Below are 15,612 nucleotides of genomic sequence, written 5' to 3'. Positions count from 1 at the left end.
AGGATGTTAATAGAATACTCGAACGTTTATATCATAATAAAAGAGAAACCCTCTATGTACACTGGTACCCATAGTCTGGACACTTGAAAAAAGGTGTTTAAGCTATATGCTGGAGTTGCAACGGAGGGGATTAGATGAGCAAGAAGCGCTTTACGGAAGAAGAACGAGAAAAAATGTCTAAGAACAGGTACGTGCTTAGAGTAAGTGACAAGGCGATAACCTATGCCGATAAATTTAAGCGTTATTCATAGACCAATACATGACAGGTAAAAACCCATGAGTGATCTTTGAAACTCAGGGATTTGATGTTACCGTCATTGGAATGAAGCAAGTAGAACAGTCTGCCAACCGTTGAAGAAAGCCTATGACGAAGGGGGTATTGTCGGACTATCAGACTCCCGAAAAGAAGCCTCTGGGCGTCCTTTGCAGCGGGAACTATCGAAAGATGAGGTCATTGCAAAACAAGAAGCAAGGATTAGGCTGCTCGAATCAAGTAGATCTATTAAAAAAGCTAGATAGACATACGTTAAGTTTTCCGAACGCTGGCTTGGTAAATCCATAATCCACCGCCGTGTGATGCTTACGTTGTTTGGGGAAGTTACTACTTATTTTCTCCAATGTTTTCCTGAATTACAAATTGCAATATTGTTCTTAATTTCTGAGCGATTGATCACCATCTCTCCAAAATGTTGGTAGAGCATTTTGGAATTTGGTTTACCATTCGTTTGTGCTCCTCATTTCTCATTATCATTTACCAGGTAAAGGAATTAACTATGAAATTGCAGAATATTTTAATATCCCAAAAAAAGAAAGGAACTCTATGATACACATGAACATACCGAATTATATTGAATTTCTACGTAAAGCTATTAATAATGTGAAAGAAGTTTATTATGGCTCTCAAGATTGGATTAACTCCATGCTAAATGCTCATAATGTTGGTGCTGAGGATCCAAGACGAGAACAGTTGATACCTTATTTGACGCGACACCATGAGCGTGTCTTTTGCTATGAACTTTATCATCAGTTTCGGAAGATTATGGAGAATAATAATCTAAATGATACTGTAATACTTCAAGCAGAGCTACGAAAATCTCAAGTTGGAAAGGAGATTGAACAACTATTTGCAGTACAAAGGACCGATGGAATATATTATCCAGATTTCTTGATACATGAACCCGGTACATTTGATCATCAGGACTTGATTATCGAAGTTAAGGCAAATCCCAAGGTTACACGCGAAGAAATGCAAAATGATCTTTTAAAAATCGATCAATTTATTAGCAGATATCATTATCAAAAAGGAGTTTTCTTAGCAATCAATGTCAGTGACACTAAACGAAATCAACTTACTACAAATGTTGAATTTCTAAATTTCCTTGAAAAACAAATTACAAATAAAGATAAAATCTTGCTTATGTTTAGAGAATCCGCAAAGAAATCGACAATTTCAATCAATATTGCCAAGTTATGTAAAGATTAGAGACGATTGAAAAGTTCTTCATGGTATTAAATTGAACCCTGTTCCCTCTTAAATATTGTTGTTTTAACGGGACTAGGGTTCAGAAAAGCGAACCGTGGCTGTGTAAAACCACAATTTGCCGCGTTGTGTTACTGAGGTTATTTGGGGAGGTGGCCTAAGAGAACAAGTCCCATCCTCCTTTCATCCTTTTACCAAGTAGGAAGAAAACCTTTATAATGATGCAAACAATGTCCTTATCCGGCTCAGAGTCCAATTATCATCAAAGCTAACTTTTACTGATCCACGTGTGCTGTCTTCTCGCATTTCAATGCATTGTCCATCGTGATTATAGGTAAATGCATATCGTTTCCCTTTAATTTGAGCCCTAAGGACGTTTTTCATATCTCCATCATGTTCTTTAACTTCTAAGTGAGTTCCTTTATCTTTGTAAGCTATCACTCCTCCAAAAAGTGCCATGATACAAGCTTCCACATTCTGAGCATGATGCCCAGCACGCGCAAGAACTCCTCGTAAATACTCTCTCATTTGATCGGAATTCGTAAGTACTATCATTCACATCCGAAAGTTTCTTTAGCAAAACTGTGTAGATCAGGTTTATAAAACTGCTTAGTTCTACCTCCAGCAACGGGATGTGCAATCAACGTACCTTCCGTGATTGCTGTCCCGATTCTGCGATATGCGATATGCACTTTTTCATGTTCTGGATCGGGATCGTTAGTCATTTCAAAGGAAATTGCCCTAGCTGCATCAATCCTCGTCAGGTAATCCGGGTGATTAGATTTTGCTTTTCCGCCCACAGTAACACAACCCTCCTAAGCATTTGCCTTTTTTTGTCCATCCATGTATGTTGCAAGGATAGAAATTGAAAGCTTTTTCATTAATCCCATAGGCCCTTTCCTTATATCTGTTGTATCAGTCTGAATACTTTTTTATTAACTTCCGTAGAATTAAGTGATTGAATATGTACCCAAAGAACATCATCTTTTGGCGGGATACTGCCAATCATATAAACTTTTCTAATTTTCCGATGTTTAAAAGCACGCACAACATTCAATAAGTTTCTGAAGTAAGTTCTAAATAATTAAGGATCGACTTCAGGCTCTCGACCAAGTAGAACATTGTTTCGACCTACAAAGTGTATGTTTGAATTATCCCAAAAAAGGTATATGTTTTCTTCCTCGTACATTCACTGTGTGAGCACAAAGCTCCATTTACTGATAAATACGGTTAATCCGTTTCTTGAATCCCATCATATTGTTTGGCGTTCAATGGAGGGGCCAGACATCTTAGAAAATACAAATGCTCTTTGCCCAAATTGTCATAGAAAAATTCATATACATGCACTTGATGAAGACGTAAAATAGCTTCAAATGAAAGCAATTAATAATCTTGAAGAGTTAAGAAAAAAATATCAGTCACTTTTGAATCCACATAGCTAAAAGTTCTCCTGTTGCTATAATGAACTACCTGTTATAATTCAAAATCGTACGATTTCGAACTGTTGAATTTGCGACGACTTTAGCAACAGTTTACATATCAATTCTACATCAATAGTGGACGATTCTATTGGTGACCCATAAACGAAGGATTTCGAACTGAAATCGAAAGTATTCAAATATCTCAAAGCAACTTCTCCAATCTATCTATGACCTCCAAATAATGATTTTTAACATCATGTTCCCAGATCCTAATTATGTTCCATCCTTTTCGATTATAATATTCTGTAACTTGCGCATCTCTAGTGACGTTTTTCATTATCTTTCGTTGCCAATATTCCGTGTTGGTCTTTGGTATCCTACAATGCTCGACACATCCATGCCAAAAGCATGAATCTAAAAAAACAATGGTTTTCTTCCTCTTATTTGAAATATCCGGAGATCCAAACAGATCATCAACATTTCTTCTAAAACGAACTCCTCGCCTCCATAATTCTTTGGTAACTTGATCTTCAAAACCTGTTCGTTTAGATTTTATTTTTGCCATGGTCTTAGAGCGGATTTCTTTGGACACGTTATCAGCCATATTCGTCAACTTCCTTATACAAGTTAATTTCACATCGCTCAAAACTCAAAACTATGTTATGATATCAACAGAGAACTGACGTTCTGTAGAGATGTCTGTATTCAATTATACCCATCTCTAAGCTAAATATTATAAGTTTAGTTTAGCTAGATCTTCAATAAGGAGATAAGAATGTTAACATTTGCTGAGTATTTTGCTGGTATTGGACTTGTATATGAGGGTTTGAAAAAAAGCGGTTGGAAACCTGTATTAGCTAATGATATTGATGTAAAGAAACAGATTATTTATGAGATGAATCATGGATCAGATCATTTCTTATTAAAAGACATATATGATGTCGATCCATCTACCGTCCCTTTTGCAACATTGGCTACAGCAAGTTTCCCCTGCACTGACCTTTCACTCGCTGGAGCAAGAAAAGGTCTTGAGGGTGCAGAATCAAGTGCGTTCTGGGGCTTCATTAAGATTCTCAAAGGAATGAAGCATCGCTTGCCTCCGATAGTAATGCTGGAAAATGTACCGGGATTTCTCACTTCAAATAAAGGTAAAGATTTTTTGGATGTAATTCATTCTCTCAACGAGTTAGGGTACAGATGCGATGCATTTCAAGTTGATGCTTCATACTTCGTTCCACAAAGTCGGCAACGAGTTTTTGTTATCGGTGCCTTAGCAAATCTCATTCCAGAAATGAATAATTCATCGATCCGTTCGACCAGATTACGTCCAAAGGTATTAGAGAAGTTAATCAGTGATAATGATATGAACTGGGGGGAGTTCCCGCTCCCCGAGCTTCCTACAAGATTACCCAGAAATTCTCTTATTAATGTCTTAGAAGATATTCCGGAACAATCTGAACTATGGTGGAAAGGCGATGAGCTTTCTAAGCTTCTCGATCAAATGAGCGATAAACATAGATTGATCATCGAAGAGATGATAAATGCTGATGAAACCACTTGCGGGACAGTATATAGGCGTATGAGAAATGGACAAGTTAGAGCAGAACTTCGGACCGATGGCATAGCAGGGGCGTTACGAACTCCTAGAGGCGGAAGTAGTCGACAATTTGTAATAATTGCCGGGAAGGGTAACTGTAGGGCCAGAGTACTTACAGGAAGAGAATATGGGCGATTACAGGGTGTTGAAGATAAATTTGATTTAAGCGGGGTTAGTGAAAACCATGCCCGGTTTGGATTTGGAGATGCTGTTTGCGTACCTGTAATAGAGTGGATAAGTGATCACATTCTTCATCCTTTAGCTTTAAAAATTTGAACAAAACACGATCCCCTGAGGATCGTGTTTTCTTTCATGTTTCATCATGAACAATAGTCACTCTAACTCCTCAAAATATTTATTTAGCCTTGAAAAATGAGCATTCAAGGACAGCTTTATTTGAGGATTGCTTTTAACAACAAGATAGTAATCTAATAATGCGGTGAAATGTTGAGCCTGTCTAGGTAATCTTAGCTCCGGACTTTTTCTGTTTTCTCTTTCTTCATCTGGCATAATTGCAATCATTTGAAACTCTGGAACAATAAATGATTCAAGATCTACAGGCCTACTGGGAATTGTACCATTCATTAGAGGACTGATATCATTATAATGATGATATAATTTTTCTTCTAGGTCATCTAATTCACTAATATCATCTACTTCCCAACACCTTACATATGCAATTTCCCATACATCAACTTGACGATTAGCAATTATATCACTACGTGCACTTGTAATGTGCCGTCTAACTCTTGTTCTCACTCCATCCTCGGATTGACCAACATATATAGGTACATTATCTAAATCACATAATGCGTAAATACCAATATAGTTTGGTATATTTCTGGCAGCTCTATCTCTAAACGTTTGGGACAATTTCTACATCTCCTATAGTGTTTGTTTGCTAATAAATATACCAGTTATGGAAGTTGAGCGCCATATTTTCCTGGATTCAGGTACACTAATGACCTCAATAAATATATAGCATGTACTTGAGGTCTCTTCGACTGTCTCAATATCGCTCAAATGGGGTATCAAAAAGGAAGGGTATTGAGACGATCTAAAAAAAACTGCAATAGTCAACAGGAGCTTAATCAGCTTATTTTTCTTTTTTCATATGGTAGTCCGAAGAATTCATTTATGAACCGCCATTCTTCACCGTCCCTATAATAAAGCATAGTGTTACTATTTAGTTGGACAGTTACCCCCACCGACATTAATGCTTCTCTTTCCACAAACCAAATCACTACTGGATTGCTACCCATACTACGCACAAGTTCAATATATTTACTTAGATCATAATACACATACGTGGTGAGTTGACCTATATAGATTATTGACTAATAAGTGATTAATTAGATTAATCCCGATAGAATCGTCCTTTATTATATCTTTTGAGTTGCCTTTCTCATGGTTCAATAAAATCTCTGAAAGTATATTACCTTGATCATCTTCTTTAAAAAGCACTTGAATTGGGTATAGTCGCTGGAGATCATTTTCCTCAATAAATTTTGTAAATCGCTCAACCACAATGGGCTGGCTGAATATTATAAAATGCTTCAACAAGCAACGGTCGTTCTATACTCTCACCGATGATGACACTTATGTCCGGCAGTGTTACTTTTTCTTCAATTTCATTATTGTTAGCATTCACTTTTTCCTCCTCCGTAATTGGTGGTTTCGTATCCGCATTCTGTGACCCTACCCCGAATAGATAGACACATAGAAAACCTCTATAATAAAAGTGGAGGGATTTACTATGGGGCAACGGAAGAAGTTTGATAAAGCATATAAAGAACAGGTTGTATTGCGAATTTTAGCCGGGGAATCAACGGTTACAGATGCGGCTAAGGAACTGGATGTTCATTACACTACAGTCCGAGACTGGGTGAAATTTTATAAACGTGACGGAGACAGTGCGTATCCAGGCAGTGGCCATCTTAAGGCTGAGGATGATGAGATACGTAAACTGCGAAAGCAGTTGGCGGACCTGAAAGAGGAGAATGATATCCTAAAAAAGGCGGCGGCCTACTTCGCGAAAAATCAGAAATAATGAGGTTCAAGTTTATCTTTGAACACCGCTTCGAGTTTCGGATTGCGAAGATGTGCCAGGCCCTTAGTGTCTCAAGAAGCGGCTATTATGCTCATATCAAGCGTCCAGAAAGCAAACGCAGCAAAGCGAACCGCGAGTTGCTTGATACGATAAAAGACATCCACACAAACAGTCGCTGAATCTATGGATCTCCGCCGATTACTAAGAATTTACCACCCGAGAAGAAAGCCAGTCGTGGCCGTGTGGCGCGGTTAATGCGAGCTAATGGAATCCGATCGAAAGTGGTAAAGAAATATAAAGCAACAACAAATTCAAGTCACAATCTGCCTGTCGCAGATAACATTTTGAACCAAAATTTTACAACGAGTAACCCAATGAGAAATGGTTGAGCGACATTACCTACATAGCGACTGCTGAAGGCTGGCTTTATCTTGTTGGTGTACTGGATTTACACGGCAGAAAGCTCGTAGGTTGGGCCATGGATAGTCGTATGAAAACGGAGCTTGTCTGTGCTGCTTTGAAGCCGAACAAGTGCATCCAAACTTATCGTACATTCTGATCGCGGCGTTCAATACGCTAGTAAAGGCTACCAGAAACTCCTTAAGAAGAACGGGTTTATCTGCAGCATGAGTCGCAAAGGCAACTGTTATGACAATTCTCCCATAGAATCCTTTTGGGGAAAGCTGAAAATGGAATGGCTCAATGTTTACACAATCAAGACAAGAGCTGAGGCTAAAAAGGCTGTATTTGAATACATCGAGCTCTTTTACAATCGCCGGAGAACACATTCCTCCAACGATTATGTCCCGCCATTCCTGGTCGGAGAAGAGATGTAAGTATTAGGCTAATTGGTGTTACTGAGGCTTTCTACGTGTCTACTTTTTCAAGGCAAGGTCCTAGACATGCACCATATGCTTGAACTTAAGGTATATGACACTTTTTTGTTCTTGTTTAACAAAGCCTTTATAAGGGTTTTCTCTATGCTACGTTTTTGTTGTAGTTTGGTGGTTTATGTTATGGTTGGTCAGTAAATAGTCAACATCAAAACGAACAAAAGAACAGGGATTCCCCTGCTCATATTTGTTCGCTTATTTCTAATCCAGTAACCCAATTTCGTCAATTTTTCTAGTTTCCTTTGTTTCCAATGGAAACCAAATTTTTTCATTTGCGTTTACAGAGTGAGGTGACAACCATTCAAGCACATTTGTTATGAAATACGCTGGTGCAAGATTATTCTGAAGTGAATAAGTATGCCAGCGATTTGGGCGACCCTCCGGACTATAAGACCAAAACCTTGAGAATATCGTTGTCCCGAGTGCAACATGAGTTATAACCCTCTTAATATCCCCATTGCTTTTTTCTTTGAGCAGGTGTAACAATCTTTGATGGTTTCTTACATCTGTATCATAGGAAAATAAACCAGTAAAACAAGGAATCGGATTCGTAATATGGTTTATCATTGCGGCGTTATCTGCTAATTTGTCAAATGCGGTAGAAACTATATTATTGTCTGTATTTGACTTTACTTCAATGATCCCTCTTACCGCATCCGGCGTAACGAAAACAAGATCTCCATCTTTAAATAAGATTGGGTAGGAAACATCATATAGCAACACGTCAATTTGAGTCGAACAACGATCCCGAGTATAAATAAAGCCCCTACCGACTTTTATTGTTTCAGGTACATATCTTCGCAACACGTTACGTAACACTGATTCTTTCCACTCACCATCCGTTACCCAATGAGGATCTTCCATTAAATATCTAATCCGTGATTGCATGCTGGTGAACTCTGCTGAGATAGACTCATAATATTTCATCATATCCATGATTGAGTGTACCCACGATCATCTCAAATAGCCTGCGATGAAGACGTGTCACTGTCCTCATTAAGAAAGTCCAAGAACAGTAATCCTTTCATTATATTTTCATTCAAATTCAAGTTCCAACGCTGAGACATGAAGGCTAGCATTTTTTGACCACGTTTGTAAATCTCTTCTGGTCCCCAATCTTCATTTTGTGCCACTTCAATCTCACTATATGATCCATTAAAATATCCTTTATTCCCGTCTGATTGAACCTTTTTGTCAGTGAAACAACTGTTTTTTAATGATGAATTTTTGCTCCGTGAGAGAGCTAGTAGATTACCAAGAGAGTGCAGTAGGTATCTCTGTTGATCATAACTGTAGTCTCCAAATGAAGATTGCCAGCAGTCGCCTGATGCAACATGTGGGTATATATGTTCGATTGTGTCAGGATTTTTATTAAAACTATACCACCTGAGTTTTTGATCCCCTTGGGCTTGATTCTGTAGGGATAATTCATACTCATACAAAAAATACTTCAATGAGGACCACCCATAAAATCCGTTGTGATCGAACTTATATCTATCCTCAATGTATTTTTTGAAAGAAGAAACATCCATGTGGAAATTTGTGTTGCTCCGCATTTCTTTAATAATTGTTCTTACGTTGGTTTTACCATGATACAAATTTAAAGCCTGCTTATAAAAATTCGTATCTCCGGTATTCGATCTTTTTTGTGACAATCGAAACACAACAAATATATAACGTTCCATCTCTATCAACAATTTTATCACTTGATCCGAATCACTCCGTTGAAGAGCCGCCATTATAAGCGGGGAAAATGCTCCGAAGTGTAATCGCTTAAGTTTTCTCAACCAATACTTGTGATTGCCGTTAGCATCCTCAGTGTTAAAGTCCGGATTATTTATAAAAAACCACTGCTTCACTGTATCCTGGAGGCTTGAAACGTATTGCTGTATATCGTTAGTGCCTAAAAGACCTAACATCACTCTCTTTGAAGTAAAATGCTCATTTAAGAGGAAGTCGGCATATGCATTTGCCTTTTCCCTAGTGTACTCAAAGTACATAATCCAGTGATTCAGCAAGAAAGTGTCATCATCAAGTGGATCGTTTTTATTCTTACCAAGATATTCATAGACCGTCTTCCAACATTCGTTTATGTTATTACGTAAATTGTAGGTACTGTCCCTATCATCCTCATCCGTAAAACAAGTCGTTAAATATATAAGTCTATTTTTTAATAACTCTAAGGTTGATAGTCTTTTACCCCGATTATTCATCGTTTCGAATGCAATAAACACATCGACCTGTTCAGCGATTTCAAATATATTGAATTTGAGTTGCATGGTAACTTTCCGGTAAAGTTCCTCAAGATTTCCAAGATCCAAGTTTTTTATTTTTCTCACAAAAAATTCTTTTGCATCTTGAAGTTTTTTTGTATAGAGAGTTTCTACATCGTGATTTGTATTGGAGCCTTCATTGAATATTCTAGTTTTGAGATATTCATAGCTTGGATTGTCTTTTTCGTAACCGAATAAATATGCTTTCAGTATCCCCCCTGATTTATACTGGCAGATATACTTTTTCCTTATTTCCTCTTTTTCGTCATGAAGTAATGTCTCATCATCCGCCATTTTTTCTAATATAACCTGCATCAAAATGACGGCAGTAGTTAGCCGTTGTTGACCATCAACTACGTAGTACGCCTTGTAGCCCTTCTGGATTATCCAGTATTCCTCTTCCCACTTTTTTGCTCTTTCTGCATCTACCTCTTCTAAAGTTAGTACTCCAGTATAATGGGGTCTGTCGTTTTGCAAATTACAAATATCCTCCCAAAAGTCCCCTAGTTGGCTGCTTCCCCACGCGTACCCTCTTTGGTAATCAGGAATTCTATATATTCGGTTTTCAAATATTTCAAAGAGTGATTTCAGGTTGTTTTGAGCCAATGTATTGTCCCCCCGTTAGAATATCTATCATAAGTATAACACCACATTATTAGAAAAAATATCCACATAAAACCGATGGTAATTCGTGATTACCAATTTACTTTATCGAATTAATCCCTAAACTCTTCGGGAAACCTAGAATCTGATTTGAGCGTTTCTTCTCGAATAAAATTTTCTTCCTTTTCGAATATTTTTTCATATAATTTATCTTTTTTGTCACACTTCGGCTCATATCTTATGACTGCTGATTCCTTATCTCTATTTGTGGTTGATGGTCCCCATTCACTATATCCATCAAATTCAACTACCCCAACTTTCTGATAACGAAATTTTTTTAACATTAAATCAAAGAATTTTGAGTCATGAGTTGAAATTATGATTTGTTTGTCAGATACTCTTCCATCACTAATTACCCTAATCAAGTCTACCAGTGCCAGAACATTTAGATCGTCCATACTTTGTATCGGATCATCCATTGCGATAAAATTTAAAGGAGACCATTTTTGCTGTAGAGCCATCGCTAGAAAAAGGGAAATAGCGACTGCATTAATTTGTGCTGAGCTATAAATAAAGTTAGGGTTCCCGTTTAAATTATCCGCCCCACTAGATACTTGTAACATTAAATTATTTGATCCCCACCACTGATCACTTTTAAAATCAATTTTATCAAATTTCGGATGAGAATTTATTTTCTCATAAATAAGCTGAATGGTATCAAATAACCCTTTAATTGCTTTCTGACTTAACAGATCAATAGCATTGGGTACGTTTTTGACCAAATCGTCTAGAATTTCATAGTGACGCTGTAGAATGAGTAATTCATGATTCCACCGATTAAGTGTTTCTTTGTCTTGTTCTTGTTCCATTTTCAAAACATCCATCTGAGCGTATTTCTCAAACAGAGCTAACTCTTCCAATAAAGCAGAAGCAAGACTCTCCTTATCGTCAAGCTTCTTTAATGTTGTTGAGAGTTCTTTCGACTGTTTTTCAATGTGCACAGTTACGTTATTAGTATTATATCTATCTTCAGTTTGTAATGGATCGTATCCTATTTGATGTAAGTTATGATAATATCGTTCGGAGAAATTCCGCCTTTCCCCCATTTGTCTAATAATATTCGATAAAACCACATCTATATTAAAATACTCATCCTGAGCTGCCTGGCCTAATAGAGAGTTATATTCTTGAATTATTTCTTTTTGTTTATCTTGCAGAGTAGACATTTCTACTTGATAACTATGAAAACCAATTTTACGTGCCGTCTCCTCAAACCTTCGAGTTGAAATAGTTAAATCTTTGCTCTCAATTTGGACCTGTTCCAGCTTTAATAAAGCCTGACTATGCATATCATTATTATATTTCACCTGGGCATTTATTTCGGTGACCATTTCTTCTAATAGTTGAATAGCATCTCTTAAGCGATATTCAGTGTTACTAAGTACCCTTTTTTGATGTTCAAATTTCGTTTTTTCTTCCAGTAATTCACTTTCTAATAATGGTAAGCTTGGGTCCATGTCATTTTGTTGTATGTGAATATGATTCAGAATTTCATTGGGGCTTTTGAGTATTCCGCAAGCTGGGCAAGTTTCTATATCATCTTTACTCACAACAAAATCCTGAATCATCGTTAGTAGTTGACGATACTTCTGATCCCTTACCTTCATTTCATCGAGTAACATTTCTAATTTATTAATTTTGCCTTTACTTTCCTTCAACGTACGCTCTTCTATAATACAAACTCTATTTAGGTCAGTAATAATTCGAACTTGTCTATCTGCCTCTAGACCAAACTTTGTGCTATTATCAATCTCAATCTTCGAAATAAGTTCCAGAGTATAAAAAATTAGTACCTCAAACTTTTCGTAATCAGGTATTCTATTTATAACTTTAGTTAATGATGTAGCAAGTTCATACAAGCGTTCTCGTTTTGTTACATATTCTTCCGCTTCTTGAAAAGCATTTCTTTCTTGTAATCTTGTCTGCTCTTGCAGATCAGTATATTTGACGTAATTATAAAACATTTCTTGTAAATACTTTATATCATTTAATTCTTCTATCAATTGCTTGGCTCTCTCAAACCTACTCTTTTCAATTTTGAGTCGACTCATCTCGTTTTCATTAAACACCCACTGATTATAATTTTCATTTAGAAAGGAAAGTGGTGTGCCAAGCTCATTATCTAACTTAACTCGACTTTGTTTACTAGACATTAATAATTTATGTATAAAAGTTTGAGCTAGATTAGTATCTGATGAACTAATCACTTCATTAGGAATATTCAAAACATCAGATGCTTCTTTTATTTTCTGTTGAATCGAGATGTTATTATAGGATGTCGTGAGAACTCCTTTTTTTTTTAATTCCTCTATTAGATGATTCTGATGATTAATACGATTCTTCATCTCTACTACTAAAGCACTTTTTTCTAACATTTCATTTTTAATTTTCTTTAAACTGTCTGTAAACTGTTCTCTAAATAAATAAAATTGCTCAGTTCCTATTAATGAAGAAACCATATTATAACGTTCTTTGCTGCTGTTGTTACGTAAAAGTGAGTTCAATTGTTCTTGACCTAAGACATGAGTAAGAGAAAGTGTTTTTTCTATTTTAACTTTATCCACCCATTCAAGATTCACTATAAGTTTTCGAAGAGTATTTTGAGCAGTTTCACCTTCAAATACCTCTCCCCTATAATTAATTGTTAGATCTGAGTGGCCGTAATCAGTTAACCCCTTTTTCTTTTGGCAAGCCCGTTTAATTAAAATATTTTCATGATCGTCGTATAAACACAACTTTACCTCTGCACGCTCTTCAGCAAATAAATTATTCAAAAACTTTGAGTGATTTCTTTCAGCAATGTTATTTTCATAGCGTGATATTTGTCCGGTTAAGGCCCATTCTAAGGCATCAAAAAATGATGTCTTCCCGTGCCCGTTTGGTCCATACACAAGCAAAATTTTAATTCCTTCTAAGTTGAATCTTATCCTCTCACGATAGCCTCTAAAGCCAATTACCTCTATCCACTTAATTCTCAATGTTGTTCACCCTTCCCCTTGCTCAATAGGGCCTCGAGAAGAAGTATACTATTCTGCATTTTGGAGGATTCAAAAAAGTTGGATCCGAGGATCTCAACGGTCTCATTCTTTAGTATCCCCTTTAACTCCATTAGAAAGTCCTTTTCTTCAAATAAAAGTGTATCTTGCACACCAAGCTCCAAATAAATAGGAAGTTTCTTTTCCGGGCGTTCGTCACGAGATGTAATTACAATTTTTCTAAAGTAACTCCGATCGTTCTCTATTTTTTTCTTCTCACGTGCATCAATTTGATCAGTTTCCAGTAACAAAATCATGTACATATCCCACCTTAAATCGTGAAGATTACCACGAAGCCTCCCCTGGACATCAATCGCTATATGATTTGCATCTTCCTTCCAATAAGACGTAAGTTCTGATAGATTTTTGTATATACATACAGCGTACATTTGCTCATCGGAAATATAAACCGCTTTTCTTCTCCCGTATTCAAGTTTGGACTCAAGATTCAAATCGGTTTGCTTTTCAAAAAACGCCAGTAAACTATTTATCATCAAACAACCTCCCTAATTGACTCTTCCAGTTCTCGAGGGTTACTGGCTACATACGCTTTTTCTTGAATACAGTTTGTGCAGCAAACCTCAACTTCTTCTAAAAAACTGTAATTATTCTCTTCTATACCGGTCATAACCCCTTTGCTTTCCGATGTTGTGAATTCTTGTAAAATCAACCCGAAAGATGGTGCATTCTTTTTACGACAATGCTTACACAATCGCAGATTAGGAATGTCTCGTGCATTTTCGATTATTAATGGTTCAGGAAATACTGAAATCGCTCCTCTATCCATAAATCTCCCTACCGAGCTACTCTTATGCCGTCTAGCTAGCTCCAGCACAATCTCAAAAGGAGTATTTTGATCTAGAGAAAAAATAACTTTTCTCCATTGTTTATGTTCGAGTTTTATGTTGGAAGTAGCAATGCTAGTATCGAATACCCAATCAGGATAACTACTTTGTAATAGCGAAAGTAACTCCCACAATTGTCGTATCCCATCTTCAGTCAATGGTTGTTCAAAATATGAAAATTGGTATGATTTAAGAAAAGCTTCGAACTCTTCATCAGATATTGTAATGAGCTTTTGATAAGCATCTTGGGACAATTGTGATAAGAATGGTTGCAAACTTGGAAACCGTTGATTGAACATTGCTATTTTCGGTTGTAGAGCAGATAGCTTGTTAGAAAATCGGCCATTTCCTATAGAACTGCCTACCGTATTTGATAAATTGCCCTTTCCATATGAAACTTGCCCATTATGGTTCTCATTACCTTGACTGTGGCTCCCACCACTTTGTAACGTGTCTCCACTACCATGACTAGGGCTACCTGTATTATGTGGAGGATCTTCTTGTTCAATTACCTCAATTATTCGGTCTCGAACAAATCTATAAGAGCGTGGAAGAGGATCTCCTAAATTAAGTATTGTAGTATGGCCACCATCTAATCCGTGCCCTTCCCACAAATCTGATTCCACATATGGGATAGCACTATCCTTATCCACCACTCTATCATGTGTCCCATAACAAAAGGAAAATTTAATATTTTGCATTTGACTGCGTAAGCCAATCCATTCACGTATCATTTGTTTAATAAATGTACTATTGGGCTTTAATGATTTTATATGTTCGTTTTTATTAATTAATGAGATCAAATCATTCAATTTTGCCATATCTGAACCATTAAAAGGAGTACAAAGGCTCACGTATTGAACCACTTTATGTATTTTTTGTCTTGAGGCTTCATTGGTCAAATATCGTATACCTACTAATCCTCCCATACTATGACCGACAATGATAATTCTTTTATAACAATTATATTCGCTTAGTTCCAACTCGCTCTTTAGTTCCTGAGCAATCTCATCAATTGGTTTTAGTTCACTAAAAATTCCATTCAATTTCCGTGTATCATAATTAACTACTCCAATATCGGCTCTCTTTTTCAAATTAGGATCAATTAATAATTGTGACTTCCAGTCCCGTCCCTGTTCTACAAAAGTATTGGGTGCGCTTAGACCATGAATAAGAACTACTAAAATTTCATTCTGTGTTTCAGATTCTGGTTTAAAAACATTTAACTTCATAGAAATATACACACCCCTCTGTCAGTTATCCATTGTTTTTTATTAAATTTCTATTATATTTTTTACCATTTTCATTTTTATGTTTTGAGGAGCATAGACTAGTTTAGATACGATGTAGCTGGG

14 protein-coding genes and 1 pseudogene are annotated in these 15,612 nt (G+C 36.6%); 5 read left to right on the top strand and 10 right to left on the bottom strand.

The features are described 5' to 3' along the window. Positions 1–134 precede the first annotated feature (134 nt). Both DFP97_RS32055 and DFP97_RS02050 read left to right on the top strand, forming a co-directional pair. Entirely contained in the window at positions 135–251 is a 117-nt protein-coding gene (locus DFP97_RS32055; RefSeq protein WP_342773242.1) for an HTH domain-containing protein, read from the top strand. 578 nt (positions 252–829) lie between these two features. Further along, entirely contained in the window at positions 830–1,483 is a 654-nt protein-coding gene (locus tag DFP97_RS02050) for a hypothetical protein (protein ID WP_147275010.1), read from the top strand. A gap of 210 nt (positions 1,484–1,693) precedes the next feature. Here DFP97_RS02050 and DFP97_RS02045 read toward each other — a convergent pair whose 3' ends face one another. Beyond that, the gene (locus DFP97_RS02045; protein ID WP_181873318.1) at positions 1,694–2,008 is read right to left on the bottom strand and encodes a hypothetical protein; all 315 of its coding nucleotides are present in this window, start codon (positions 2,006–2,008) and stop codon (positions 1,694–1,696) included. A 23-nt stretch (positions 2,009–2,031) separates the two neighbouring features. Then, positions 2,032–2,280: a hypothetical protein gene (locus DFP97_RS02040; RefSeq protein ID WP_114378287.1), complete on the bottom strand. Its 249-nt coding sequence runs from the start codon at positions 2,278–2,280 to the stop codon at positions 2,032–2,034. A gap of 342 nt (positions 2,281–2,622) precedes the next feature. Between DFP97_RS02040 and DFP97_RS32050 the strand changes: the two genes are divergently transcribed. Next, positions 2,623–2,847 (top strand): HNH endonuclease, encoded by a 225-nt coding sequence (locus DFP97_RS32050; RefSeq protein ID WP_342773241.1) that lies wholly within the window; start codon positions 2,623–2,625, stop codon positions 2,845–2,847. A gap of 256 nt (positions 2,848–3,103) precedes the next feature. Here the strand turns inward: DFP97_RS32050 and DFP97_RS02030 are convergent, their stop codons facing one another. After that, positions 3,104–3,505 (bottom strand): very short patch repair endonuclease, encoded by a 402-nt coding sequence (locus tag DFP97_RS02030; protein ID WP_114378286.1) that lies wholly within the window; start codon positions 3,503–3,505, stop codon positions 3,104–3,106. 171 nt (positions 3,506–3,676) lie between these two features. Here DFP97_RS02030 and DFP97_RS02025 point away from each other — a divergent pair, with 171 nt between their 5' ends. Then, the gene (locus DFP97_RS02025) at positions 3,677–4,774 is read left to right on the top strand and encodes a DNA cytosine methyltransferase (RefSeq protein WP_114378285.1); all 1,098 of its coding nucleotides are present in this window, start codon (positions 3,677–3,679) and stop codon (positions 4,772–4,774) included. A gap of 57 nt (positions 4,775–4,831) precedes the next feature. On the opposite strand, the gene DFP97_RS02020 is transcribed toward DFP97_RS02025, so the two are convergent. Further along, positions 4,832–5,371, bottom strand: coding sequence for a GIY-YIG nuclease family protein (locus DFP97_RS02020; RefSeq protein ID WP_114378284.1), 540 nt, complete (start codon positions 5,369–5,371; stop codon positions 4,832–4,834). 646 nt (positions 5,372–6,017) lie between these two features. Next, entirely contained in the window at positions 6,018–6,149 is a 132-nt protein-coding gene (locus tag DFP97_RS31860) for a hypothetical protein (protein WP_281270924.1), read from the bottom strand. Between the two features lie 105 nt (positions 6,150–6,254). Here DFP97_RS31860 and DFP97_RS02015 point away from each other — a divergent pair. Beyond that, positions 6,255–7,384 (top strand): annotated as a pseudogene (locus tag DFP97_RS02015) (IS3 family transposase). Between the two features lie 258 nt (positions 7,385–7,642). Here the strand turns inward: DFP97_RS02015 and DFP97_RS02010 are convergent. From DFP97_RS02010 to DFP97_RS01990, 5 genes are all read right to left on the bottom strand, one after another. After that, a complete protein-coding gene (locus tag DFP97_RS02010; RefSeq protein ID WP_114378283.1) occupies positions 7,643–8,377 on the bottom strand; it encodes a DUF6602 domain-containing protein in 735 nt (244 codons plus the stop codon). 23 nt (positions 8,378–8,400) lie between these two features. Then, positions 8,401–10,320 carry a DUF262 domain-containing protein gene (locus DFP97_RS02005; protein ID WP_114378282.1) on the bottom strand — a complete coding sequence of 640 codons (1,920 nt, stop codon included), beginning with the start codon at positions 10,318–10,320 and terminating at the stop codon, positions 8,401–8,403. A 110-nt stretch (positions 10,321–10,430) separates the two neighbouring features. After that, the gene (locus tag DFP97_RS02000; protein ID WP_114378281.1) at positions 10,431–13,355 is read right to left on the bottom strand and encodes an AAA family ATPase; all 2,925 of its coding nucleotides are present in this window, start codon (positions 13,353–13,355) and stop codon (positions 10,431–10,433) included. After that, positions 13,352–13,906, bottom strand: coding sequence for an ABC-three component system middle component 1 (locus tag DFP97_RS01995; RefSeq protein WP_114378280.1), 555 nt, complete (start codon positions 13,904–13,906; stop codon positions 13,352–13,354). The genes DFP97_RS02000 and DFP97_RS01995 overlap by 4 nt, the downstream gene beginning before the upstream one ends. Further along, on the bottom strand, positions 13,906–15,489 hold the full coding sequence (locus DFP97_RS01990; RefSeq protein ID WP_114378279.1) for an ABC-three component system protein: 1,584 nt from the start codon (positions 15,487–15,489) through the stop codon (positions 13,906–13,908). The genes DFP97_RS01995 and DFP97_RS01990 overlap by 1 nt, the downstream gene beginning before the upstream one ends. Between the last annotated feature and the right edge of the window lie 123 nt (positions 15,490–15,612).

The organism is Paenibacillus prosopidis, from assembly GCF_003337375.1.
Lineage (GTDB): Bacteria > Bacillota > Bacilli > Paenibacillales > Paenibacillaceae > Pristimantibacillus > Pristimantibacillus prosopidis.
The sequence above is the reverse complement of the archived record's forward strand: the minus strand, read 5'-3'. Positions and strand labels throughout refer to the sequence as shown.

Bases quoted from the DNA above. Each gene is read 5' to 3' on its own strand.
- DFP97_RS32055 (WP_342773242.1), top strand. From the start codon at position 135: ATGAGCAAGAAGCGCTTTACGGAAGAAGAACGAGAAAAAATGTCTAAG.
- DFP97_RS02050 (WP_147275010.1), top strand. From the start codon at position 830: ATGAACATACCGAATTATATTGAATTTCTACGTAAAGCTATTAATAAT.
- DFP97_RS02045 (WP_181873318.1), bottom strand. From the start codon at position 2,008: ATGAGAGAGTATTTACGAGGAGTTCTTGCGCGTGCTGGGCATCATGCT.
- DFP97_RS32050 (WP_342773241.1), top strand. From the start codon at position 2,623: ATGTTTGAATTATCCCAAAAAAGGTATATGTTTTCTTCCTCGTACATT.
- DFP97_RS02030 (WP_114378286.1), bottom strand. From the start codon at position 3,505: ATGGCTGATAACGTGTCCAAAGAAATCCGCTCTAAGACCATGGCAAAA.
- DFP97_RS02025 (WP_114378285.1), top strand. From the start codon at position 3,677: ATGTTAACATTTGCTGAGTATTTTGCTGGTATTGGACTTGTATATGAG.
- DFP97_RS02010 (WP_114378283.1), bottom strand. From the start codon at position 8,377: ATGGATATGATGAAATATTATGAGTCTATCTCAGCAGAGTTCACCAGC.
- DFP97_RS01995 (WP_114378280.1), bottom strand. From the start codon at position 13,906: ATGATAAATAGTTTACTGGCGTTTTTTGAAAAGCAAACCGATTTGAAT.
- DFP97_RS01990 (WP_114378279.1), bottom strand. From the start codon at position 15,489: ATGAAGTTAAATGTTTTTAAACCAGAATCTGAAACACAGAATGAAATT.